This window comes from Bacteroidales bacterium, from assembly GCA_041671145.1.
Taxonomy (GTDB): domain Bacteria; phylum Bacteroidota; class Bacteroidia; order Bacteroidales; family JAHJDW01; genus JAQUPB01.
In genome coordinates this window covers 1-26098 of the sequence record JBAZBZ010000010.1, presented here as the reverse complement: position 1 = coordinate 26098, position 26098 = coordinate 1, and the positions used below count along the sequence as shown (strand labels likewise).

General features: G+C 29.1%; 22 protein-coding genes. 6 read left to right on the top strand and 16 right to left on the bottom strand.

What is annotated here, in order from left to right:
* Nucleotides 1-425 precede the first annotated feature (425 nt).
* The 5 genes from WC223_05395 (at nucleotide 426) to WC223_05375 (ending at nucleotide 8427) form a co-directional block, all read left to right on the top strand.
* Nucleotides 426-3485: a hypothetical protein gene (locus tag WC223_05395; GenBank protein MFA6923671.1), complete on the top strand. Its 3060-nt coding sequence runs from the start codon at nucleotides 426-428 to the stop codon at nucleotides 3483-3485.
* 141 nt (nucleotides 3486-3626) lie between these two features.
* Complete coding sequence (locus WC223_05390; protein ID MFA6923670.1) at nucleotides 3627-5060, top strand: contractile injection system tape measure protein; 1434 nt, start codon at nucleotides 3627-3629, stop codon at nucleotides 5058-5060.
* Nucleotides 5000-6403, top strand: coding sequence for an ATP-binding protein (locus tag WC223_05385; GenBank protein ID MFA6923669.1), 1404 nt, complete (start codon nucleotides 5000-5002; stop codon nucleotides 6401-6403). Before WC223_05390 ends, WC223_05385 begins: the two co-directional genes overlap by 61 nt.
* Before the next feature lie 132 nt (nucleotides 6404-6535).
* On the top strand, nucleotides 6536-8173 hold the full coding sequence (locus WC223_05380; protein MFA6923668.1) for a DUF4157 domain-containing protein: 1638 nt from the start codon (nucleotides 6536-6538) through the stop codon (nucleotides 8171-8173).
* A 41-nt stretch (nucleotides 8174-8214) separates the two neighbouring features.
* On the top strand, nucleotides 8215-8427 hold the full coding sequence (locus tag WC223_05375) for a hypothetical protein (GenBank protein ID MFA6923667.1): 213 nt from the start codon (nucleotides 8215-8217) through the stop codon (nucleotides 8425-8427).
* 13 nt (nucleotides 8428-8440) lie between these two features.
* Here WC223_05375 and WC223_05370 read toward each other — a convergent pair whose 3' ends face one another.
* The 16 genes from WC223_05370 to WC223_05295 form a co-directional block, all read right to left on the bottom strand.
* Nucleotides 8441-9157, bottom strand: coding sequence for a DUF1003 domain-containing protein (locus tag WC223_05370; GenBank protein ID MFA6923666.1), 717 nt, complete (start codon nucleotides 9155-9157; stop codon nucleotides 8441-8443).
* Nucleotides 9158-9277: 120 nt separating this feature from the next.
* Complete coding sequence (locus WC223_05365) at nucleotides 9278-10375, bottom strand: radical SAM/SPASM domain-containing protein (protein ID MFA6923665.1); 1098 nt, start codon at nucleotides 10373-10375, stop codon at nucleotides 9278-9280.
* Complete coding sequence (locus WC223_05360; protein MFA6923664.1) at nucleotides 10372-11463, bottom strand: glycoside hydrolase family 99-like domain-containing protein; 1092 nt, start codon at nucleotides 11461-11463, stop codon at nucleotides 10372-10374. The genes WC223_05365 and WC223_05360 overlap by 4 nt, the downstream gene beginning before the upstream one ends.
* An 18-nt stretch (nucleotides 11464-11481) precedes the next feature.
* Nucleotides 11482-12159: a hypothetical protein gene (locus WC223_05355; GenBank protein ID MFA6923663.1), complete on the bottom strand. Its 678-nt coding sequence runs from the start codon at nucleotides 12157-12159 to the stop codon at nucleotides 11482-11484.
* 154 nt (nucleotides 12160-12313) lie between these two features.
* Nucleotides 12314-13021: a phosphocholine cytidylyltransferase family protein gene (locus WC223_05350; GenBank protein MFA6923662.1), complete on the bottom strand. Its 708-nt coding sequence runs from the start codon at nucleotides 13019-13021 to the stop codon at nucleotides 12314-12316.
* A 17-nt stretch (nucleotides 13022-13038) separates the two neighbouring features.
* On the bottom strand, nucleotides 13039-13524 hold the full coding sequence (locus WC223_05345; GenBank protein MFA6923661.1) for a DUF2284 domain-containing protein: 486 nt from the start codon (nucleotides 13522-13524) through the stop codon (nucleotides 13039-13041).
* Between the two features lie 68 nt (nucleotides 13525-13592).
* Entirely contained in the window at nucleotides 13593-14327 is a 735-nt protein-coding gene (locus tag WC223_05340; GenBank protein MFA6923660.1) for an SDR family oxidoreductase, read from the bottom strand.
* 100 nt (nucleotides 14328-14427) lie between these two features.
* Nucleotides 14428-16356, bottom strand: a complete 1929-nt coding sequence (locus tag WC223_05335; GenBank protein ID MFA6923659.1) for an LIC12162 family protein — start codon at nucleotides 16354-16356, stop codon at nucleotides 14428-14430.
* Complete coding sequence (locus WC223_05330; GenBank protein ID MFA6923658.1) at nucleotides 16353-17636, bottom strand: ABC transporter ATP-binding protein; 1284 nt, start codon at nucleotides 17634-17636, stop codon at nucleotides 16353-16355. Before WC223_05330 ends, WC223_05335 begins: the two co-directional genes overlap by 4 nt.
* A 72-nt stretch (nucleotides 17637-17708) precedes the next feature.
* Complete coding sequence (locus WC223_05325; protein MFA6923657.1) at nucleotides 17709-18581, bottom strand: N-acetylneuraminate synthase family protein; 873 nt, start codon at nucleotides 18579-18581, stop codon at nucleotides 17709-17711.
* 47 nt (nucleotides 18582-18628) lie between these two features.
* Nucleotides 18629-19882, bottom strand: coding sequence for a DUF4910 domain-containing protein (locus tag WC223_05320; GenBank protein ID MFA6923656.1), 1254 nt, complete (start codon nucleotides 19880-19882; stop codon nucleotides 18629-18631).
* A gap of 75 nt (nucleotides 19883-19957) precedes the next feature.
* Nucleotides 19958-20635, bottom strand: coding sequence for an HAD family hydrolase (locus WC223_05315; GenBank protein MFA6923655.1), 678 nt, complete (start codon nucleotides 20633-20635; stop codon nucleotides 19958-19960).
* Nucleotides 20636-20641: 6 nt separating this feature from the next.
* Entirely contained in the window at nucleotides 20642-21436 is a 795-nt protein-coding gene (locus tag WC223_05310; GenBank protein ID MFA6923654.1) for a hypothetical protein, read from the bottom strand.
* Nucleotides 21437-21618: 182 nt separating this feature from the next.
* A complete protein-coding gene (locus WC223_05305) occupies nucleotides 21619-23163 on the bottom strand; it encodes a radical SAM protein (protein ID MFA6923653.1) in 1545 nt (514 codons plus the stop codon).
* An 11-nt stretch (nucleotides 23164-23174) separates the two neighbouring features.
* Nucleotides 23175-24029, bottom strand: a complete 855-nt coding sequence (locus WC223_05300; GenBank protein ID MFA6923652.1) for an ABC transporter permease — start codon at nucleotides 24027-24029, stop codon at nucleotides 23175-23177.
* A gap of 39 nt (nucleotides 24030-24068) precedes the next feature.
* Entirely contained in the window at nucleotides 24069-24371 is a 303-nt protein-coding gene (locus tag WC223_05295; protein ID MFA6923651.1) for an HTH domain-containing protein, read from the bottom strand.
* 969 nt (nucleotides 24372-25340) lie between these two features.
* Here WC223_05295 and WC223_05290 point away from each other — a divergent pair.
* Nucleotides 25341-26098, top strand: a 758-nt coding sequence (locus WC223_05290; GenBank protein MFA6923650.1) for a hypothetical protein, incomplete at its 3' end; no start/stop codon positions are given.

Genomic DNA, 26098 nt, shown 5'->3' with positions numbered 1-26098 from the left:
TCAGGTATGATAGGTAAGGGGTTTATGTGCGTTGGGTTCTTGTGGGCGTTTTATTGTTCTTCAGGTTTTCATCAATCATTGCTTTTAGCTTGTCAAATTTGGTACTCGTATAATTGAAATAAGGCATCCTTAGACAAGAATAAGGTTGCAAAGTTTCGAAATAGTTCAATTCGTGATTAGTAAATTGCAATAAGGCATCCTTTGTAGGTAAAAAAGCGAAGGTTGCTTGTGTATAGCAAGGTTCTTGTTTTTCAAGTGTAATTGAAATAAGGCATCCCTGACTCTTTTTTTTAACTAAGATTATTTGCACACAGACGACACAGATAAAACTGATTTTCGCAGATAAAAAAGATACATATTTTTCAGTGTTAATCTGTATTATCTGTGTTATCAGTGTTCTATTTTTTTATTAAACAAAAAACACATTGAATAAAACATTAATGAATGAAGTTGTAATTTCAAAGCAAAAGCCACCTCACGAAAGCATGGATTATGATGCGTTGAGGAAAATGGGTATTGAGCATTTACAGAAACTATCGGGTAAAATATGGACTGATTATAATGTTCACGACCCCGGAGTTACCATTCTGGAAATGCTTTGCTATGCTATTACAGATTTAGGTTATAGAACAAACCTTGACATTAAAGATATTCTTGCCAACAAAAATAATGATGACTCAACTTTTCGTAAAGATTTATTCACTGCTGCCGAAATACTCCCATGCAACCCTTTAACGATAAATGATTTCAGGAAAATTCTGATTGACAACAAAGATATCCGCAATGCGTGGCTCGAAATTTCAAACTTTCAGGAACAGGCATTGTTTTGTGATAATGATTATAAAATTCTTGATTATACGGGAAGCATTCCTGTTAATTTAAAAGGACTTTATGATGTTTGTATCGAACTTAACGAACAAGAAAAATTAGGCGATTTAAACAGTGAGATAGTAGAATGGGAATTAAATACAAATATTCCAGAAAATAAAAAAGTAAATATTGAAGTCATTTTTCCTTCTTATAATAAATTGAATAAATGCTGGAGAAAAAAAATAACAATTAATGAAGTAACAATTGTTTCTCTCATAAAAAAAACCATCCCTACTGATGACACAATTATTACATCCTATAAAAAGCAGCCAAATTATTACGAAGCAGAACTAAAAATCTCAGCAGAAAATAATACAATAACCGAATCTTTAAAAATAAAAATCACATTTCTTCCTTCTCTTGATTTAAAAAATACAACAATTGTAACATCAATAGAAAAGGCAATAAACGAAAGTTTCATATTAACCGGAGATACCGAAGAAAATAAAAGCATAATAACTTTTTTCAATGATAAAATAATTGAAATTACCCGAATTTTAAGTGAAGCAAGAGTTTTATTAAATACATACAGAAATATTTGTGAGGACTTCAATAAAATTGATTTAATAAAAATTCAGGAAATTGCCGTTAATATGAACGTCGAAATAGTTCCCGAAATGAATCCCGAAGAAGTTTTGGCAAACATATATTTTGCCCTCGACGATTTTATAAGTCCTGAAATTAAAGCTACAAATCTTGAAGAACTAATAAATAAAGGAAAAACTCCCGACCAGATATTTGAAGGACCACTTTTGAAAAACGGTTTTATCGAAGATGAACAATTTGAAACTAATACAAAAAAATACATTTTTACATCCGACCTTATAAATATCATTATGGATATAGAAGGTGTTATTGCTGTAAAAAATCTCAGAATCTCCGATTACAAAGATGGTCTGGCTGTGAATGAAAATAAAAAGAATTTCATCAAACTCGAAAATTCCGATATTTACAAACCCAAGCTTAGCACAGAAGAATCAATAATTAACATTTCAAAAAAAGAAAAAATAATTCCTGTTGATGCAATAAAATCAAAAGAAATTTTCAAAACATTAAAATCCGCAAATCAAACGCAAACTCTATATTCGACTGAAGATATTGGGTTACCTCAGGGAATAAACTATGATATTGAAAGTTATTTTTCAATAGAAGAAAATTTTCCTTTGACTTACGGAATAGGAAAAGATGGATTATCCGAAACAGTTTCCGATTTAAGGAAATCGCAGGCAAAACAACTTAAAGCGTATCTTGTATTTTTCGAACAGCTGCTTGCAAATTATTTATCACAGCTCGCACACGTTAAAGATTTATTTTCTCTTCGTGAAGATATTGACAAAACATATTTCCATCAGTCATTATATGACATTCCGAATATTGCACCACTCTTCAAAGATTTTATTGATGAAAATCCAGAAAAAGAAAATGATGAGGCATTTGTTACGGCATGGCAGGAATTCACAAGCAATGATTCAAATAAATACATTGAATTTCTTAAAACAATTTTCGAAAATACCGATAATAAAGTTTATCTGGAAAGGAGAAACCGCTTTTTAGAACATTTAATGGCTCGGTTTTGTGAAAGTTTTTCCGAATATTCACTTTTGCTTTTTTCAAAAAATAAATCAACTGCAGCAGATAAATTAATTCAGGACAAAATTTCATTTCTTTCGGAATACCCTGCCATAAGCAGCGACAGAGCAAAAGGTTTTAATTATATGGCTCTTGATGAAAATAAAAATCCTGATGCGTGGGATACAAAAAATGTTGAGGGATTAAAAAAACGTCTTTGCAAATTATTAGGAATAAAGGACTATACAAGAAGAAACCTGACCAGCGACATAAATTCATTTTTTGAAGTTTATGAAGAAAAGGACGATGATGGAATATCCGAACTCCGCTTCCGGCTTACAGATACCGATAAAAATATTCTTTTAAGCAGCACCAAACATTTTAAAAATTTAACAGAGCTTGAAAAATGCAGAGATGAAGTGGTTTTACACGGAAAAAATAAATCGAACTATAAAATAAATAAAACAAAAACCGGTAAATATTATTTTCTTCTGGTTGATGATTATGATGGAAAAACAATTGCAAAAAGAGTTGAGCAATTCGATACGAAAGAAGATGCAGCAGCACAAATAAATATTGTTGTAAATTTTCTCGGTTCGGATGTAATAAACATTGAAGGATTTCATTTAGTCGACAATTATTTACTCCGTCCTAAATACAACACAATAATTAACGGAAACCCTGTTAAAAATTCTTTACTTACTCCATACAAAGATGATTTGAATAATCACATTGACGAAGGAATTGACCCTTATTCATTCAGAATAAGTTTGATTTTTCCTTCAACAGTTAACAAATTTAATGACGAAGATTTTAAGAATTTCATCTTAAAACAGGTTTTCATGGAAACACCTGCACATATAATTCCACACATACATTTTGTTGACAGCATTAAATTAACAAATTTCGAAAACGCATATAAGGATTGGTTAATGAATTTGGCTGCGCCAATTCCTGATGATGATTCCATGAAAAATGATTACATCGTAAATTACAACAATTCATTAAATAAATTTATTTCTGTAATGAATGATATAAAAGGATAAAATAAAATTGCCACAGATTCACAGATTAAAATTATTATTTTAAAAAAAATAAATTACACCAAAGAACATTTAAACATTACGTATAATTAATCTGTGAATCTGTGGCAATTTTAAACGCAAATTATATTTATAGCCAAATTTATGACTGAAAAAGGGCATCATACAATCAACAAACAAATCCTGAAAATAAATATTGATTCGGATGTTGATGCTTTTCAAACACAGCAAAAGATTTCCGATTTATTCAAAAATCAGGTTATACCTCAGCTTTCAGATTTTTTTGATTTCCTCTCCCCTGTCGATTCATTTCATTTAATTGATAAATTAGAAATAAATGTCGGAAAAATAAATAACATAAATAAGGATTTTGTTGAAAATTCTGTTAACGCAATTAAAAATAAATTGCAAGAAAAAATAAATGAATTTAAAGAAACAGGAATAAAATCAAACGAAAACGATTTAAATGAAACCAAAATACCATTTTTAATTTTTATTAATTTTGTTGAAACCGGAACATTTCCATGGTGGGCAGAAAATATTTCTGTCAGCAATCTTGAAACTCAAATTAAAGATTCGGTAAAAAACAGCCATGAAAAGTTTTTTGAAACTGTCGAAAATTATTGCAAAAACAATGTTTTAAGAAAAAGAATTGTTTTACAATTTTCTGCTGATTTTATTGAATGGTTGATTATAAATTTTGAAGAAAGAATTATTAATCCTCAAACTCCCAGTATTATCAACGATTTTAGGAATTTACTAAGCACAATTAATAGTTTGGGAATTTCTTCAGCAAATAATTACATGGATATTATTTTTGATTTATTGCTAAAAAACCTTTCTAAAAAAAAGAGTTATACATTAAAAAATGAAAGCATTTACAAGGAAATTCAAAGAGAAATTGTTTCTATTGAAAATAAAAATGCTAATATTTCCGACAATAAAAAATCAGAATTGCTGCAAAAAAAACTTTCAGAAATAATTCAAAACAATTTCACAAAAAATATTTTTAAAGAAAGCGAAACTGCTGAAGCTTTAAACTTATCGGAAGACATAATAGAATTACAGAAAAACAATATTGAAAGCATTCATATTGAAAACTCAGGATTAATAATACTTTGGCAATTTCTTCCCGAATTATTTAAAAATCTCGGATATACGAAAGACAATAAATTTATCAGCGAAATCAAGCAAGAGCAGGCAATCGGTTTGACAGATTATATGGTTTACAAAGAAACCGAAATTCCAGAATACCGAATTTTGCTTAATAAAATTATTTGCGGATGGAATATAGAAATACCCGTTAAAAGAAAATTTCATTTTTCAGCAAAAGAAAAAAAAGAAATAAAAGATTTTTTAAAAAGCATAATTACTCACTGGTCAGCTTTGAAAAACACATCTATTGAAGGTTTACAAAAATCATTTTTAAATAGAAAAGGGAAATTATCAAAAATCAAAAGCGGTTGGCTGCTGGTGGTTGAACGCAACAGTTACGATGTATTATTAGATATGCTGCCATGGTCAACAAATACAGTAAAATTACCGTGGATGCAGGAACACATAAATACAGAATGGTGAACAATTTAAAAAATAACGCAAGAGATATAGAACTTGATTTAAATTGGCTTGAAAAGCTTATTGATACAAGGATTTTGCTTACGCTCAAAAAAGAATGCAAATACAAAAGCGCATTTGAAATCACACCTCATAATTTTGATGCAGACAGTTCGCTATATGCAAATTTCATAAGTCATTACAATATGAATTTCAGTGAGCGCCTCGCATTGATATTAAGTTTAGCTCCTCACGTTAATCCTCAACTTCTTGATAAATTTTATATTAAAAATGAAAAATACGATAGGGGATTCACTGAATTTGGCGGTTTAAAAGGAATTTATCACGGTGGCTTTATTCCAACAGGTGAAACGCTTATTTATATTTTAGCCGGAAATAATTTAGAATTGCGGTTTTCATTATATCAGCTTTTCAGTGAAGAGCATTTTTTTGCAAAATATAATATCCTGAAACTCGATTCAACTTTTGAAAGTGAAACTCAGTTAAGCAACGCATTAAAAATTTCAAATGAATATCTGAGTTTTTTAACAACCGGCAAAGAATACAAACCTGATTTCAGTATTAATTTTCCCGCAAAGCTTATTTCTACTGATTACACATGGAATGACCTTATTCTTGATTCATCAACATTAAAACAAATTGATGAAATAAAAGCATTCATAAATCACGGTAACACTTTGATGAATGATTGGAATTTAAAGCTAAAACTTCGTCCCGGTCACAGAAGTTTATTTTATGGACCATCTGGTACAGGAAAAACAATGACTGCCTGCTTGCTGGGGAAATACACAAACAAGAGTGTTTATAAAATTGATTTGTCAATGGTGGTTTCAAAATATATCGGCGAAACAGAAAAAAATCTTTCGAAAGTTTTTGAGCAGGCAGAACATAAAAACTGGATTTTGTTTTTTGATGAAGCCGATGCGTTATTCGGAAAACGAACTAAAGTTGAAGATGCGCACGACCGATACGCAAATCAGGAAGTATCATATCTTTTGCAGCGCATAGAATATTTTGATGGAATAGTTATCCTCGCATCAAACATGAAAAGCAACATGGACGATTCATTTGTCCGCCGCTTCGAATCGGTTATAAATTTTCCGATGCCAAAACCAGAAGAGAGAATTAAAATATGGGAACAAGGATTTTCCCCCGCATGTTTGCTCGATAAAAAGCTTGACCTGAAAGCATTATCAAATCAACACGAAATTTCGGGAGGAGCAATTATGAACATAATTCGTTATGCTTCTCTAATGACAATTAATAAAGGTTCAAACACTGTTTCATCAAAGGATATTGAGGAAGGCATAAAAAAAGAATTGATAAAAGAAGGAAGAACTGTTTAAATAGTTTAAAGTTTGAGGTTTAAAGTTTAAAGTTGGGATAGAATCAGTATTTTAAGAACTTTGCGTCTTGGCGAGAAAAAAAGTTTCTCGCCAAGACGCAAAGAAAAAGAAATAAAAAACATTAACTCATTTATGAAAAAATCTGCAACAAATAGGAAAAGCGAAAATAATTCCAAGTCGAATGCAAATAATGTCGGCTCGGAAAAATCAAATTCAAAAATAACAATTCAGCCGAAACTTACTATTGGCGAGCCAAATGACCAATATGAACAGGAAGCCGATAATGTTGCGGCAAAAGTAATGAGCATGTCTGAACCCCAAGCAGTGGGACAAGAAGAAGAGGAAGAAAAATTGCAGGCAATGATTATGAGAAAAGAAAAAGAGGAAGCTAATGATAGTGATAATTCATGGTTGGAAGAACAAATCAATAACACAAAAGGTTCAGGAAATATTTTAGATGACGGAACACGTTCATTTATGGAAAACCGTATAGGAGCGGACTTTGGCAATGTAAAAGTTCATACCGATTCAAATGCAGTTCAAATGAACAAAGAAATAGGAGCTCATGCATTCACTCATGGAAACGATATTTATTTTAACAGCGGACAATATAATCCTGAAAGTTCAACCGGAAAACATTTGATTGCGCATGAACTCACTCATACAATTCAACAAGGTGGAACAAGCACAGTAATTAATGCTGAATTTGCTGTTGCACCAACAACCCCAGACAGAACAGTTACTGCCCTTACTGCAACACAAATACAAGATGCAATTGCTTATAATCAGGCAAGACATACAGATGTGACAGAAATAAGTTTAATGAGAGACATACTTGGTCTTGACCCCACTCCAGCAGTAATCGATGAATCTTTTGTAAATGCCGTGGTGGAATATCAAACTATTTATAGTCTTTCTCTTGATGGACGTATAGAAGGCGACACTGCAAGTATGCTTGCAAGAGAAATTATTGCCGAAGCAAATTATTTAGGTCCGGGAAATGAAGGCGATTTAGCTCCCGAATTTATTTTACAAACATCATTACAAACACTTGTTTCTGCAAACAATACCACTTATGCAGATTATAAAACCGCAATACAAGGAACAACAATGCTTCAACAAAGAGTTGTATTAAACAATCAACAATTACTTAATGATATAAAAGGAAAATTATCTTGGAACGACTGGGCTAAGTGCATTGAACTTTTAGGAAGAAGAGCACCCACTGGCGATGAAATGCTCGACAATTTTACTGTGAGAATTGCTTTAAACACTGCTTGGGAAGCTTCAAATGTTGCAATTACAATTTGGGCTTCACATAGTGACGATCCGGCAGATGCTGGAAATGCATGTAACCCGGCTATAGGTGCAGTAACCGCAACAACAGCACATGAAGAAGGTGGCTTTGTTTATATGAATCTCCTTACAGGAAATCTATCTACAATAGCAGTATCAGGAGGAGCGCAAGCAGGACTCACGCTTAACAATCCGGCAACAGTTGCTGACTCAGTTGTTGTTGGAGGATATCATACTCATCCTAATGTTGGGGTTTGTTGGGGCACACCATTCTTCAGTCCTGAAGACGAAGCTTGGTCAGCTGCAAACGGAGTCCCTATTTTAATGAAAGGTGCGTTCCCTTCTCTTACAGATATTTCAAATCATTCATTTGGAAATGCACGCCTTCACCTTGCAGGAAACAGAGGTTTACCCGGAGCTTCAGGCGGTATTGCTCCTCAGGCAACAATATGTGGCAGTTTTGATGAAATATAAAATACAGAATTACTTACTATTTAACTTAAACTTTAAAACAAATGATTGACAAAAAAGAAGCAATGAAAATTGCAGAAGAAAATGCAAAAAAAGCATATCGCGATTTATCTATTTATAATATTGAATCAAAATTAACCGACGGCAAATGGTATATTGACTACTTTCTCAAAGACAAAGGAATGGTTGGCGGCGGACCTCATTTTGTTATTTCCGCAGAGTCAGGTGAAATTATTTCTTATCGCTTTGCTCAGTAATATCAAATGCTCTTTAATTCTTTTTCTTTTCAATATTTTCAACTTTTTCAATTAAGTCGTTCAGCAATTCTATTTGTATTTGCTGAATTTCTGCATCCTTTTGATTCTGGACAAGTATAAGATGGTCTATTTTTTCGTTCAATTGTCGTATCTCAATTTCTGCTTTTAAATTAACCTGATAATCGTGTTGTGCACGAATACGGTCCCTTGCTTCCTGCCGGTTTTGACTCATCATAATTACAGGTGCTTGAATTGCGGCAAGACACGATAAAATTAAGTTTAATAAGATATATGGAAACGGGTCAAATGGCTGCTGAAATAATGCAATTGTATTTATTGTAATCCAAACTATCAATACAAAAGCAAATATTCCGATAAATTTCCAGCTGCCGCCAAATGAAGCAACTTTATCGGCTGTTCTTTCACCAAAAGTTGAAATTTCGGGCGTATCCTCACTTAAGTTTTTGGATAATATTTCTGCGTTTTTTATACTTTCAATAACTTCTTTTTCGATTTCTGTAAGTTCGCCTTTCTCAACTTCTACAATGTTTTTAACATATTCATTACGGAACTTATTTAACTCTTTAGAAGAAATATATCCATTTTCATCCCACCCGGGATATTGCTTTTTAATTAATTTTACTAATGGTTCCCTTACTATTAAAGCTGGAACAAGCTCGCTTATCGGAAGCTCTTCTTTTGTAATCTGGCATATTGCTTTTTTTTTCATTGGGTTTTAGATTATTTGTTATTTTAGTATTGCGAATATTATTATGTTAAAATGAATTTCCGGTTCGGAATATTTATGAGAAATTATTATTGCTGAAAGTTAATTGTTCCTGAAATTTTATCATGAAAATAATGAGTTTCGCAAAAGCGGATTTAATTTTAAATATTTTATATTTCCAAGATTAACAATTGAATTATTGAAAACCGGATTCTTTAATTCTTCTAAAAATAAATAATGTTCTTTATGTTCAGGCAGGTGTATTGCTAATTCATTATATTTATCTTTTGACAATACTCCCCAATCGCACGTAAATGAAAAATAAACCTGCTCGCATGAAAATTCTATTCCTAAATTAATAAAATCTTTCATTTCTTTATAGTTTAATGCATTTACTACAAATGAAATAATAAACTCACTTATCTTTCCCTGCTTTCTTAATTGGCTCACAAATTTAACGTTGCTGAGCAGTTTGTCAAAATTGCCGCCAATTCTTATTTTCTCATAAGTTTCTTTTTTTGAAGCATCAATTGAAATCTGAATGGACGCAATGCTTGAGTGTGCTTTATGCATCAACTCCCATGTTTTTTCATTTAACAATAAACCATTGGTAAGAATAAAAATCTTCAAATCGGGATATTGAGAAGAATCAAGATTATAAAGAAAATCCCTGAATACCTGACTTGCAAAAGGGTCTCCACTGCCGGTTATACCCAGGTTATGAATCTCGGTTAAATTATTTTTAACTATTTGCATGAATTTTTCGGCTTTCAAATTTTCTTCTTCTGAATATTTTATCAAATCATTTCTACATGTGATGCAGTTTAAATTACATCTGCTGTCAAAAGAAAGCCATAAGTTAAGTTCATCTAATTTTGTTGTATGATTTTTTATATAGCTGCTAAACGGTTCGGTTTTACAACTGTCCTGCAAAGGCAGATTTCCTGATGAAAAATGAGGACATGAAATCAAATCACAGTATTTGAAAGTTCCATCAAGTATGCTTTCTCTTATTTCATGCGCATCTTTTGAATTATATATTTCCAATAAATTATCATTTTTAACAACACCCGGACTTTTTTTAATATAGCAGCACAAATTAGTTTGTCCGTCAGGAAAAATTTCCATGTGCTTAAATGGGAGAGAACAGAAAAGTTTTCTTTCAGGGAATTTATTTAATGCGTATTTATATACTTTGTATTTAAAATTTTTATTTCTCATTTTATAAAAATATTTCTTTTTATTACCTCAAGGTAACCTCTGCCGAATTTCATATCAGGTTCTAAATAATTTCCTTCAGCCCACTCATTCCAAGCTTCAACAAATATAATTCTTTTATCGGGTTCTTTTATATGCTCTATTTTTCCTATAGCATTTTGCAGCATTTTTTCAAAAAGTTCAGGTGTTGAATTATGCAATACTGAACCATTTTCCTTGCATCTTGCTGTATTGTCCCAGTTTGGTGCAATAAGAGGAAATTCATTCTCTTTTAATTGTTTTTTTTCAAGATAATTTGCTAATTCTTCATATAGCTGAACTCTTCGGGGAATTCTTTTAAATAATCTTTTAACATTGTAACTATCTTTACCAAATAACTTTAAAGTTATTTTATCAAAAATATTGTGTTTTAAAGGAGGGGATTCGAAAGGGTCGAGATGTGTTGTTGCATCATAATCTTCAAGAACCTCATTGTAATGTGTGGCGCCAACAAAATAAAATCCATTCAACCCTTCTTTCTTTGCTAATTCCTGCCATAATTCCATGAATCTTTTTGAGTTTGGAAGCCGCAATGGGTCATAAATAAAAAATAAAAGTTTACCATTGACTTTGAAATATCTTTTATCACGGAAAGCATTCAACATTGCATAAAAGTGAGATTTGTGGTCTTCTGCTCCCGGATATGTTTGTTCGAGCAATGTATTGTCGGACATGCCATACCATATTCCTGTCCACGAGGAATTTGCCCATGCCAAACAAAAAGGAAAATCAGGTTCTCCCGATTCTATTACTTCGTTAAAAGGTCGTTCAAGAATTCTTTTGCCATTTCCAAACCAATAATGCCAATAACAAAATGCTTCTATTCCATACTCTTTTGCTAATTCTGCCTGTGCAATTCTTATTTCGGGCACACGTAAATCATAAAAACCTAACTCTGAAGGTAAAATCGGTTGATAATGTCCTTTAAATAATGGTTTTGCTTTTGTAACATTTGTCCATTCAGTAAATCCTTTCCCATGCCATTTGTCATTTTCGGGTATTGGATGAAATTGAGGAAGGTAAAATGCTATTAAACGGGCTTTCTTGAGCATAACATTTATTTACGAAAGTTATTCGTTAAAATATTTTAAATATCTTATATTTTTTGTTCCCGTATATATAAGTCCCTTACATTCATTTTTATAATATTCGTGCCACCCTTTTTCGTATTTTACAGGCGTTTTCCAATTTTCTCCATACCAAAACTCACAATACCAATCCGGGTTTGGTGCTGGATAATTTTTGCCATTATACGTGATATGACTTAAATTGTCAATCTTATCAAAAGGCAACCAAAAATAACCATAACAACAACGATTGATAATTTTATCATTTGATAAATACCAAAAATAAATATCAAAAATCACATTTGTTTCTTTATCCAAAAATGCTAATTGCATATAATTATTGTTATTTGATGTAACGAATAAAACATCAAAAGGCATGCTCTTAATTATTTTATAAACATCTTTATCAGTATAAATGTCAACGTCAATATCTAAATCAGTTGAAAGGAAATCATTTTCGCGATGAAAGCCCAGTAAAGTGCCTTTTCCCAACCAATATTTTACGCCTATTTCTTTTAAAACATCACATCCTTTTATTAATGTTGTTTCCATCATTTCCTTTGTGTGTTTCTCTTCGCAGATTTTATTATATTCAATATATTCTCGGCAAAGCAATTCCCCTTTTAATGAAATTGGCTTTTCTTTTGAAGATTTAAACATTCTTAAAAAGGGATATTTCATATTAAATTTAAATTATTCAGATGATTTATTAACAAATTAAAAAACATTAAAAAAAACTTTAGCCAATAATAAGCATCGTAAAAAAACCGATTTTTATATTCATTGATAAATAAATGTGGAGTTTTGAAGGCTTTCTAATTTATATAAAAAACCATCAACTTTCTTTTAAATATATTTCTTTTGCATTTAACAAATCATCAACAGTATCTATCTCCGTCCATTCAAAATCCGAGATGTCAATAAACTCAAGTTTAAAGTCTTGTTCAAATATCATTTGTACAAGTGCGTTTTCGTACCATTGGTCATAATTTTCGTTGTTAATCATTTTTTCAATTTCAATACAAAGTTTTTTTGAAGAGTTTCTATCTAATTTAGTAATTCCGGCATATTCTCCAAAATATTTTTTTAAATCTTTACTCATTACAACAACATTATTATCTTTTACTTGAACATTATAATCACCATCTTGTTTAATAGAACTATCTATTAAAACTTTTGCTCCTTCAATCTTTTTAATTACAATATTTTTAATTAATCTTTTTTCTGCAATGATATCTGCATTAATTATTGTAATATCTCCCTCAATATAATCCTTAGCAAACCAAAGAGATGCAATGCTGTTAGTTATTTTATAAAAAGGATTATAAATAAAAATAACATTTTTAATAAGTTTTTCTAATTTTTCTTGCATAAACCCAGTAACAATAACAAATTCAGCATTCATATCGAATTTTTTTATGCTGCCTATCATAAATTCAATGACAGTCATATTTTTATCAAGGTTATACATGCATTTAGGACAATTTTTTGCTAATGGATTTAATCTTGTTCCTTTACCAGCAGCTAATAAAATATATCTCATAAATCTAACCCTCCAATTTACCAAGTTAATAATCCTATTCTAAAAAAATGTTTTGTTGAAGAAAACACAACCTTAATCCCAATATTTTCAAGTGTTTTTATGACGTTAATCCCCAATGCTTCTATTGGTATTCTTGCTTTTTCGGGGTTATTACATTTTTCTTTTCCACATCCGTTTTTACAAAGTTTGCATGACCCTCCGATAAAAGATTGTGCCATTATTTCATTTTTCCCAAAAAGTATTTTTTCTATTTCCAACATTTCTTTATGAAGTTCATTTGTTGATTTAAAACGTAATGCGTTTAAATTAGTCAGATTATTATATTCGAAAGATTTTGCTATTATTGCCAGATTATCATATTCTGATAATATTTTTTTATAATCAACACCTATAATTTTAGGTGGACAAGTCCAATTTACACTATATCTTTTACAATGAAAACATTTTAATTTCACTCTTTCCTCAAATGCAATCTTATCAAAAGATGTTTTGTAAATATTCATTGAGGAATTTTGTTTATTCAAAATTTCTTTTATTTGACTAAAATTAACCACGTGTTAATCTCCTTTATTTAAATTAAATCATAGCCGCCGTCAATATGGATAATAGCTCCATTTAAATATTGATTTTCTATTATACACATACAAACTGCTGCAACTTCCATAGGTGTTCCAAATCTTTTTAGTGCAATTTTATTTTCAATTTTAGTTCTTAAATCATGAGGTTTGTCTTTTTGCCATTGAGTATCTATAAAGCCAGGAGCAATTGCGTTTACAGTAATATTTTTATTGCAAAATTCCCTGACTAAAGACTTAGCAAGCATATTTATGCCTGCTTTTGATACTGAATAAGGAATAGAAATTGCATGTGGAATAGAACCTAAAACTGAACTAATAAAAATTATTCTCCCATTATTATTTATATTTTGTTTGAATTTTTGAATTAAAAAAAAGGGTATTGCCAGATTAACATTAAATACTTTATTCCATTCTTCTATTGTAATTTCAGAAAAAGATTTTTTACAAGTTGCTCCTACATTCAGAATAATACAATCTAATGTTTTTGTTATTGATATAATGTTTTTATAAAGAAACTCCATTCCATCTGTATTTGACATATCAGCTTTTATTATTCTATAACAGTCCCTTTTATCATTAAATTCAACATTTAATTTATTTGCAAATTCATCATCTTTATTATAATTAATAAATACAAAATAATCCTTGTTTATTAAAGCTTTTGCAATTTCTTTTCCTATGCCTTTTGTTGATGCAGTAATTAAAGCAAATTTTTTATTGTTTCTCATGAGTTTATATTAAACTTTCAATAAGAGTTTGACAAAAATAGTGTTTTTATTCGTTATATTGATTAGATTTGCAAATAAAAAGTTATTACTTTTTAAAATTTTATTTTTCTGAAAATTCCAAAAGCAAATTAATCATAGTTTCAGGTTTGCCTATATTAGCATCTAAAAATTCTTTTCTTGCATTTTGTACTTTATTGCTAAACCACCAATCATTTGGATTATCTTTTATTTTTTCAACAAGTTTTGCGGCATCTATTGGATTTGTCTGAAATATCCCCCCTTCAATTAATTTATCAAAAAAAGTTTTATAATCGTCATTCATATAATATGTATCTTGATTAAACAATACAATTGTTGGTTCGTTTATTAATAATGCTTCAATATAAGCTGTAGATAGATAGTCAACAATAATTAGCTCTGACTTTCTCATTTGAATTATTGATTGTTCGTTTTCATCAGCAAATTTAACATCTCTCAGTTGTTCTTTCAGGAGATATTCCTTATTGTAACTCAAAAGATGTTTAATATAAGAATCCGGATATTTTCTATAACTTATCTGCGAACAAGTTTCTTTATTCAAATTGTTAAAAAATAATTTTATGAAATTAATATGTTTTAAAACATTTTCTTGGTCATTTCCATAAGTAGCAGATATATGAGGTATTTTGAATACCATAAGAGCACTAAAATATAATATTTTATGCTCCATATTACATTTCTGATTGAAAGTAAATTGATATAATGATGCCCCCTTTATTGTTTTTGGATTTAAATTATCTTCCCAACCAAGAGTAACATATATATCAGACATTTCAATAATATGATTTATTAAACTTCCTGCCGGAAAATGCATAAAACTATTATGCTCATTGTTTACATGTTTAACTTTTCTTTCCTGAAAAATGGCAAGAAATAAAGATGTGAACGTATTGCTAATCCATCCCTCGCCCACAATGTAGTTCATATTGGGGTAACAATCTGCTTTTTTATTATATTCTTTTTCAATTTTATCATAATTCTCAATGAAAAACTTAGGAAGTCCATAAAACATTGAAGAAAAAAAGAATTTATCAAAGTCATCAAAATCTTCTTCAAACTCGGAAATATACTTTCTATCATTAAAATATATTTTTTTGCTCTTTTTAATTGATTTAATTTCCCAATCTATTTTTTCTATTTTACCGTCACCTCTTTTTATCAAATTAATTAGATTTTCCCAAGAAAAAAAACAATCTAAAATTCCAACTTTAACTTTGTTTTCAATATTTATTTTCTTTATTAAGAAAAGTCTCTTGAATGTTTTTGTTGCAAGGAAGGGTTGTCGTAATATTGTGTATATTAAATTGCTTCTATTCGGTCGTAACGATGACTTTAGTATCTTAAAAGTATCTCTTAATAACTTATTAACAAACGAATAAATGTTTTTTGGTTTTGAATTATTATAAAAAATTATTAAATATTTTTTTACTTCTTCTGAAAACTTTAAATGCTCTTCTGACTTTTTATATTCTATTTTAACCTCTTTAAATAAACCCGCATAAAAAAGGTTCATATAAACACTTGTTAATTGCTCGAAGCCAAAATATGAATTTTGAAATAGCGTTCTTTGTTCCTCGAAATCATAAGGTGTGTAAAATGATTTTGGTGATAAAATATTACATATATGTTTTTCCGAATCAAAATTTTTATTAATAATAGTATAAATATCAAAGCAAGCAGTAATATATCTTATAAGACCTAAAGAAAGAGCTTTTTTCCAGTATTTAACAGTGTGTTTTTTTTTATGAATATAATTTAATCTTCGTGCAATTATCTGAATATATTTTCCATATTTTTCATCAACATAATTGGCATCATTAATTAAATCATCTTTTGAATTCCTTGAATATTTTGCAATTTCAATATTATTGTAATTTTTTAATTCGTTGTTTTTTTCTAATAAATAGGAAATGCAAGGGTCCGCAATAAAAATATCTCTTAAGCTATCAATCCATAATTCTTTTTGATATGAAATTACAAAGTTTTTCATTTTTTAAAATCATCTATTCTAAATTCTTTTTCAAGTTCTATGTAAACACCAGGTTCTTCAAACCCTTCGACAATCATTGGCTTTTTAACATTAGCAAGGATAGTAAATTTCGTATCGTCAGTTATACCTCTATTCCACCACAAAAACTCTAAAGAAGATAAAGTTCTCATTCCGAAATTTATACTATAAATACCTGATGCTAAATTACACTTTTTAAATTTTAAATAAACTCTATATCTTTTTCCTGCAAATATTTTATCAAACTTTACTTTCGAGTGAAAAGCGGAGCCATACAATATATTTTCACTTTTAGAATTTAATACTCCGATACCATAATCAAAATCCTCAATATCAATATTAGAAACAAAATCGGTAAAAACAATCAAATCCTCGCCCACTTGTATTCTGTCTGTTTTATTGTTGTTTCCATCAATTAATCCATAATCCAACACATCAATGTATTCTGTTTTTACTGTTTCACTTAAAATTGCATTTTCTTTATTTAAAGTAATCATTTCCTTTTCTCTAATAGATTTCTGATACTCTTCAATAACTTTTTTAGTTTCTCCTTCCATTATTATTTTACCATTATTTAATAACATCACTCTATCGGACATTCTGTGAACCTGATCCATGTTGTGGCTAATAAAAATAGTAGAACTTTTCTTCTTTAGTTCTGCCATTTTCCTATATGCTTTATTGATAAAAGATAAATCACCAACAGCTAATATTTCATCTAACAACAAAATATCTGGTTCAGTATGAACCGCAATTGCAAATCCCAACCTTACATACATTCCCGATGAATAAGTAGATACCGGAGAATTAATAAATTCTTCAAGTTCAGCAAAAGCTACAATCTCATCATATTTTTCTTTTATTTCCTTATTAGTCATTCCTATTATAGAGCCATTTAAGTATATATTTTCCTTCCCTGTCATGTGTGGATGAAACCCTGCGCCTACTGCAATCATAGAAGCAACTTTTCCGCGAACTTCAATAGTTCCATTATCAGGAGGAAAAATACCTGTTAATAATCTAAGTAATGTTGTTTTTCCGGAACCATTCAAACCAATAATACCAAGAGATTCATTTTTTTTAAGACTAAAATTAATATTTTCCAATGCCCAAAATTCATCTTTTCTTAACTTATGAGAATTTGTGGGTAAACCAAGTATTCCCTTAGATGTATCTATTACTCCATACCTCATGCTACTTCTCAGGGTTCTGCAAAATTTCTTATATAATCCTTTTACTTCTATTGCATGCAGCTCATTCATACTATTGACATTTAGCATTTACAAATAATTTTAAAAAAAACTTATTGTTGAAATCAAAAAACTAATTATTATTTACATAAAATCACATCTGAGTTTTCTAATAGAATCAACTTCACAAGGTAATATTCTTTTTTCAGAAGAACCTATAGATATTTTTACCTGATTCAAATATTTTGTAACAAGTTCCAAACCTCTTCCTTCCAAAGAAGCTGCATGATCTGTACCTTTCATTGCTCTATCTAAAGTAAAATGCCTTTCAAATATTCTAGCGCCAAGCATATATGCAGCAATGTCTGGGGCAATACCAGTATGGTGCCCACTAAAACCAACACCATCAATAATACCAGAATACCTATCTTTATATAATGAGATTATATTTAAATTCAAATCATAGTCAGAACAAGGATATGAACTAGTAGATTGCAAAACATATAATTCATTATCTTTTAATACATCTACAGCTTTATCAACATTACTTAAATTACACATTCCTGTTGATAAAATAATTGCAGATTTTGTTTTAGCGGTTTCTTTTAATAACTCTATATCTGTAGCTCTTTGTGAAGCAATTTTTAAAATTTTAACACCCAAATCAATTAAAAAATGTAAACTTGGAATATCAGTGAAGCTGCTAATAAAATCAAATCCATTTTTTTCAATATAATTCTTTAGTTCGGAAAAGTTTTCATCGCTAAGTTCTAATTTTTTTCTATGCTCATAATAAGTTTTCCCAAAAGAATTTTGATTTATATAAGGCATCCTTTTCATTTCTTCAGTCAAACACACATCTAAGTTTCTTTTTGCCGTTTTGATTGCAGATACACCACCAATAGTTTTTATTTCGTCAACCATTTTTTTTGCAATATCTATTTTCCCCTGATGGTTTTGACCTATTTCTGCTATAAAATAAAAATTATTATTTTCTGTTTTTTCTTTTAAAATCATAATAAATATATTTTATAATTAATCTTTATAAAATCATCTTCAACTTACTAAAATAAATATTTTATTAATTTTTTCCCAATTAATATTTTTATGTTTTTTCCCACTTTATCTAAAGAATACCCAGATTTTTCACATATGTCTATCGCGTTATTGTTGCCATTTGAAAGGTGCAATATCCAGTTTCTTAATATGGATTCATCATTATGCCCGGGTACACTTATTTTTCTATATAAATTGCATTTTGATAAAAATGGCTCGCAACCTTGTATTTTCGAAACTATTTTTTTGTTTTTTTCATACAACAGTATAATTTTTTTATAAATATCAGCTGTTTTTTTTATTAAATCTAAAGATACGAAATTCAGATTATCAAAAGATGTGTGATATTCGTCAAATTCGTAATAAGGAGTTCTCATAATTGATGCGCATGGGATTTCAATGTTTGGGCTGCTATATTGCCTTTCATCACTTCCAACCGGAGTATAATCAGCAATTCTATTATCATATTTTTTTAAAACAAATTTTGATATATTATCAATGCTATGATTACCTATAAATGTTTTTTTGTATGTTATTTTTTTACCATGGCCAACACATGTCGAAACAATTGCATATTCGATGTTTTTTGGATTAATGATTTTTTTTGACAATAAAACAATTGTCCCGATTGTTTCAGGAAGAAAATAAAATTTGTATGTAAATTTTAATTTTTTTTCTTTTAACAGTAGTTTGTAAAGATATAATAATAAAATAACGCCAGATAGTCCATCGTTTGCTTGTTGAGGATGACAAATATAAGATGATAAAATAATAGTTTTTTTACATCCTTCATTAATTGTAGCTTCACCTATGCTTAAATGGCTATTCATAAATTCCGAATCTATATCTACAAAATATTCTTTGTCTTTTAATTTAAGATATTGATTATGTGACAAACAAAATCCCCAGCTTTTATCATAATATGAAGTTCTATAAGGTATCGAATCCGGAAGTTTGGGATTTGTATGTAAATGTTTTAGTAAATCCTCTTTTTTTACAATACCTTTAAATGAAGTACTATAATTTAAAACATGTAAAATATTATCATTGGAATTAATAATAATATTTCCTTTTAAATTTTTTAAAACAGCTCTATTTAATTTCCACTCTTTTGGTATAGTCCAATCAAAACACTTTGTACCGGATTTAAATTTATATAGTTTTAATGAAATATTTGAATTAATAATTTCCAAAGCTTTATCATTATCCTTTCCGACCAAAGAGCGATTTAAATCAAATAATTGTTTATATATTTTTTGCATTTTATTTTATGTTTATCTAAAACTACAAAATTTACAATTTTTATTTATATATAAATTTTAAAAATATATTTTCAATTATTTTGAATTAGAATTTCTAATAATTTCAATAATCTCACAAAATTTTTCAATTTTATATTCAGCATCTGTTGATTCTTGCAAATAATTATTAAATTCAACAACCTTAATACCTACTTGAATGGCTCCATCAATTTCATTTTTATCATGTGCAATAAATAAAACTTCATCATAATTTAATTCAAATAAATCCAAAGTAATTTTGTATATAATGGGGTTCGTTTTGCTAATTCTCAAATCTTTTGATGAAATTACTTTATCAATGTATTGATTGATTTTAAACTTTTCAATTATGTCTTTTCGTATTTGAATTTCACTTGACTCATTATCTGTAATTACAATATTTAAAATTGACTTTTTTTTTAATTCGCAAAGTGTTTCTTTAACGCCGTTAAATAAAATTCTATTTTGCTCAAAAAACAATTTCTTTTCAAATGAAACTTTATAGAATTCATTACTATCTGGAACATTTAAGTGATCTAAAAATTTCATGAATGCTTGTTTATATTTTATTTCGCCTTTATAAACAGGTTCAAGAAAAGATTCATAAAGCTCATAGAATTCTTTAAATTTACCTTTAAAATAAGACATAGAAGTTAATTGCTCGAAATTCCATTTTCTCCAGTAATGCGCTTCAAAAAAAACATCACCTAAATCATATAATATTGCTTTTAACATTAAACCTTAATTTATTTGTTTTGTATTTTGTATAATATTTTTTTTCATTTTACCAATCAATTTTTTATCACCATCAATAATTTTCAAAACATCTAGGTAATTAAAATTTAATGTATTTAATTTATTATAGATTAGTTTTACAACCTCATAATCACCAGCAGAATCAAAAGTTAATCTTAAATTCTTTTTGTTTAAAACTTCTGGCATTTCAAGAAAAGTCGAATTGAAATATTTTGTTTTATAAAATGCAGGTGTTACATGCTCTTTATAATCATTACAATTATTATTTACACAATATTCATTAACAAATTTTAACGAATCAATAAAAGAATCATATTTAATCATCTCACAAAAAAAACCATAATGGGTTAGTATAGCAGGAAGTTTTTCTTTTGTATGGTATGAAATATAATCTATATTGTTATTTTTATCTTTTTTAATAAAATCAAACATTTCATCAATGAATAATGGTTCAATAAATGGATTATCTGCACATATTCTAAAAAAAAATTGTGGTTTCGGATTTAATTGTAGTAAATACTTATAAAATCGCCCATGTACATTTTTTTCGTCTCCCCTATAATATTCGATATTATTATTTTTTAGATAATTTACTAATATATTATCTTTCTCATTATTTGTAGTTAAAACAACAATATCTGAAGTATTAACTTTTTTAGATACCAATAAACGATTATAGACAATATCAATTAAATTTAAATTATTATAAATATCAGTTAATATTTTCTGAGGAAATCGTGTCGAACCAATTCTCGCCTGAATTAAAAACTTACAATACATGAATTAATGATAAATAAATTTGTAAAAAATCTTGATAAAAAATTAATATTTCAATAATACAATCATATATTTATTTATATAATACTACTAATGTACAATTAAATATAAATTCCATTTTTTTGCATTTTATTATGTTTATATAAAACCATGTAAATTACAATTTTTATTTATATGTAACTCTTTTAAACATTTTTTGCTTTAATATCAATTTCCTTTTTCTGAGGTTTTCTTTTTTTTACAATTCCTCTACGATTATCTCTTAAATTTTCAATTGAAGTTCTTTTATTCTTGCTAAGAATATCAAATATGAAACCTCCAATTTTTTTTTCTAAACCAGGAAAAATATTGGAAAATAACATAGATGCTTTTGACAACTGAAAAAAATACTTTTGTTTAATCTTTTGGTTAGGAAACATAAATAGCAAATTGTGTCGTCCTATTTCAATAACTAATTCCTTAATTTTATTTTTATATTCTGGAGAATATTTAAAAAATGTTTCTTCTTTTATGTAGGTATCATCAAATAAATAACGCTGGTAAAAGTTGCTGCTTTTTAATGGATTTAATGCATTCTGATAAACCTGAATTCCATATTGTTGGTATTTCGGGTTCAACCAATATTTTTCAAAACCATACTCTTTCGCATATTTTTTATAAATAGCAGTACCTGGAAATGGCATTAAACTTCCTGATACCTGAAATAATGAAACTGCATCCCATGTTTTATGAATAAGGTCTATCTGATTTTGAATGCTTTGCGTCGTTTCCCAAGGAAATCCAGTCATCAAACATCCATAAACTTCCAAACCTGCTTCATGAGCTAACCATGGTCCGCGAATGTTTTCTTCCAGAGTAACACTTTTGGCTGTTTTTTTTAAGGTTTCGGCATCCCCACTTTCCAAGCCAAAAGCAATTGAAAAACAATTTGCTTCTCTCATTGCCTTTAAAAGTTCGGCATTCACCAAATTTGCTCTAGAACTAGCTCGCCATTCTATTTTCGGAGTAATTTTAACAATTTCATTACAAAACTCATAAACTCTTTTATGGTCAACAGTGAAACAATCATCAGCAATAGCAAATGAATTTAAATCATATTTTTCACTGCGCCTTCTTATGTCCTCAATAATTTTCTTAACGGACAGAACTCTCCATTCTTGTTTAAAAACTTGCCAATCACAAAAGGTACAAAAAGAAGGACATCCTCTGCTGGTATATATTCGATGAAATCCCTTAATAAAGCCATTTTTATCTCCAAAATCATTAATATCAAAAATATCTAAATCCGGCAAAGATAAATCATCCAAATTCTTAATATAAGGTTTTCGTTCTCTTATGCCTGTTTTAACATCAGGCCATTCCTTTAAAATATCCCTTAATACATATTCCCCTTCCCCAACAATTACTACATCTGCACCATATTTTATGCACTCTTCAGGCACATCTGTTGGATGAGAACCACCAATAATGACTTTAAATCCTGCATCTTTAAGCGATTTTACAAGTTTATAAACAAATAAAACTTCAAAAGTTATCATTGAAATACCAACTAAATCCGCACCATACTTCTTGGCAGAAAATACAAAATCTTCTATTGTAAGTGGCCTTTTGAAAGTATTAATACATGCTTTAGTATTCCACCCCTCTTGTTTGGCTACCGATGATAACATTGCCAAAGTCATTGGAGCCTCTGTTATCATTGTTGGATATATAAATAACAACTTTTTCATATTCACAATATTCAAATCATTTTTTCAATAACTTTTTCTTCCGAAATATAAAATGCACGCCAGGATAATAAGAAAACAATGAATATAAACAATACCGAATAAAAATACATAGCTAAATGTTCAATTTTACCGTGAATTATAATATTTCTTACTTCACAAATTAAATACGTCATCGGGTTCAATGCAACAATTTTATGCAGCGTGTCATAAGATTTAAGTTCAAGTTTATCTGAATATATTATGGGAGTTAAGAACATAAGCAAGCTCATCATAAAAGAAAAAAATTTTTGAAGGTCAACTGCAATAATGCTTAGCATGGAAACAAATAATCCGATAGATGCTCCTGCAAGAAATATCGGAATAAGTAATATCGGTAAAAAAATAATTTTCCAACTTGGAATGACACCAACTAAAAAAAGTACAATTATATTTATTATGAACATAATTGCAAAATTACATAGTTGCTGTAAGGATTCCTTAATAACCAGAATATCATGAGGAAATTTTACCTGCATGATGAAACCCGATGCAGAATTTAATGCCTGTGATGTGCCGTTATAAATGTTCATGAATAATCCCCAGAGAGATGTACCTATTAATACATAAGCTGTATACGAAGTCCCCACATCACCTGGTGCAAGTATTCCCGAAAAATTCATAAAAACCCAAGAAAGTATTCCTAAAACCGGTGTAAATATAAGCCAGCCCATTCCCAAAAATGATTTCTTGTATGACATTAAAAAATCGCGTTTAAATAACTGAAATATTAATTCCTTATTATTTATTATATTTTTAAATAATGTGAAATAAATTTTTATAAAATTTGTTCTTTGTCGCGAATTTGGTTCGTAGATAATTGTTTGCATCTATGATTGATTTTTAAAATTAATTTATTTTTTAAGTTTTTATTTTAAAAATTGTTTTTTTATTTTCCAATTTCCGGCTTTTTTGCCTCCGTTTCTTTCAATAATTTTCATTAATTTTAATTTTGCAATATATCGCTCTGCTGTTCTTGAATTAATATCAAGCTCGTGAGACATTTCAGGAATGGTAATCCATGGTTTGCTTTTTATTAATTCATAAATTGCTTTTAATAAATCTTCAACATCTTTCCCTACATTTGTAAAACTAATTGTGGGAATTTTTTGTTTTAAATAACTCAACTCTCCCCAAAAGCCATCTCCAATTTCCTGAAAGCTCAGCTTCACAAATAAAAATTTTCTAAATTTACGACTTCATCCAATTTTCAGTATAAAAAAATGCAAATACAAAAGTACTAAAATTTGTAATTATTGCAAGTGTATAGATTACGTCAAATAATTTCGTAAAAAGGTTTAAAAATAACTTTTGTTTTCTTGATTTTTATTTTTTGCGAAAAATTCAAATTAATAATCCGAGGTTGTCTCAAAAGTCCTTTGAGTGCCTTTGCGAAAAACTTCGTGTCCGTCAATTGACGGACGGTTAATATAAAACATTCAACCACAAAGGAACACAAAGTAAGGCGCAAATTAGCACAAAGAAAAAAATCACAAATTTTGCCTTTTGAGACACCCTCATTTTTCAATAAAAGAGTACAAAGTTCGCGGAATTTATGGCTTTTGCAAATTTATGGTTATAAAAATTATCGTGTTAAATTAAAAATCAATTTAGATTTTAACCCGATAATTTACAAAATGAGTTTTGTGAATTATCGTATTGATATAAAAAATCACACAGAGAGCCACAGAGATTCTGTACAGAGTTACACAGAGCACTTTTGACAACCTCTGGTTTTTAAAACGAGAATAACAAAGAAGTAGGACTTTATAGACAAACTCTAATTAGTATCTGTCCATAAAGTCGAAAATATGAAAATTTTATTTCCCGCAGATTACGCTGATACTCGCAGAGTTTATTTCAGCAATAATCTTCGATATTTGCGGAAAAATTAGTTTATAAACAAACTTAATTAATGCCTGTTCATAAAGTCGAGAGTTTGGTTTAGAATGTCCGAGTTCGAGGCTTTCGAAGTTTTAAAAATCAGGAGTTTACTAAAGTAAATGACTGATTTTTAAAACGAGAATAACGAAGAAATCGGACATTCTGGACAAACTCTAATTATAAAAAAAGTTTCTACTGATTATTTTGGGTATTATACAATATTTTCGTATATTTGTTCTTTCAATTCAATAAAAATTATGAGATTTAAAAGGATAATATTTTATTCATTATTAATTATTAATTATTCACTATCCGCTCAACCTCTTTCTCATATTTATCCGCATAATAACGCCATTGTATCCGACACAGTTATAAATTTTCAGTGGAATACAAATCCCGGTGCAGTGAGTTACGATTTACAGGTTGCTGCAGATATTTTGTTTACTTCGGATGTTCAGAATTTCACGGGGCTTGTTTCTCCCAACTCCCAACTCCCGGTTCTCCATTCGGGCAATATTTATTATTGGCATGTCCGGGCATACGACGGTAGTGCTTATACAAGCTGGACAAATGATTATAAACTTACTACATTTAATCCTAAAATTTTAAGCGGATTAAAGTTATGGTTAGCTGCCGATGCCGGAGTTGTTTTAAGCGGCTCAAATGTTACACAATGGAACGACTTAAGCGAAAATGGCAATAATGCCACTCAATCTACAAGTAACAAGCAACCTATATTTGTTAATAGTGTTTTAAATAACAAACCTATTATTAGATTTGATGGAACAGATGACGAATTAGCAACTAATGCAATTGTTTTCTCAGCAACAAATAAAGTTACGGCTTTTATTGTATTTAAACAAACTGCTGGTGGACACTGGTATGAATGTGTTTTTGGATGTCCTGAGGGAGCTACAAGCACGACAGGTTTTGGTCTTATTGCATACTATAATAAATGTTTTGCAGCATTGAGAGGAGATGTTGGGCTTTGCAGATATGTAGCAAATGACACATT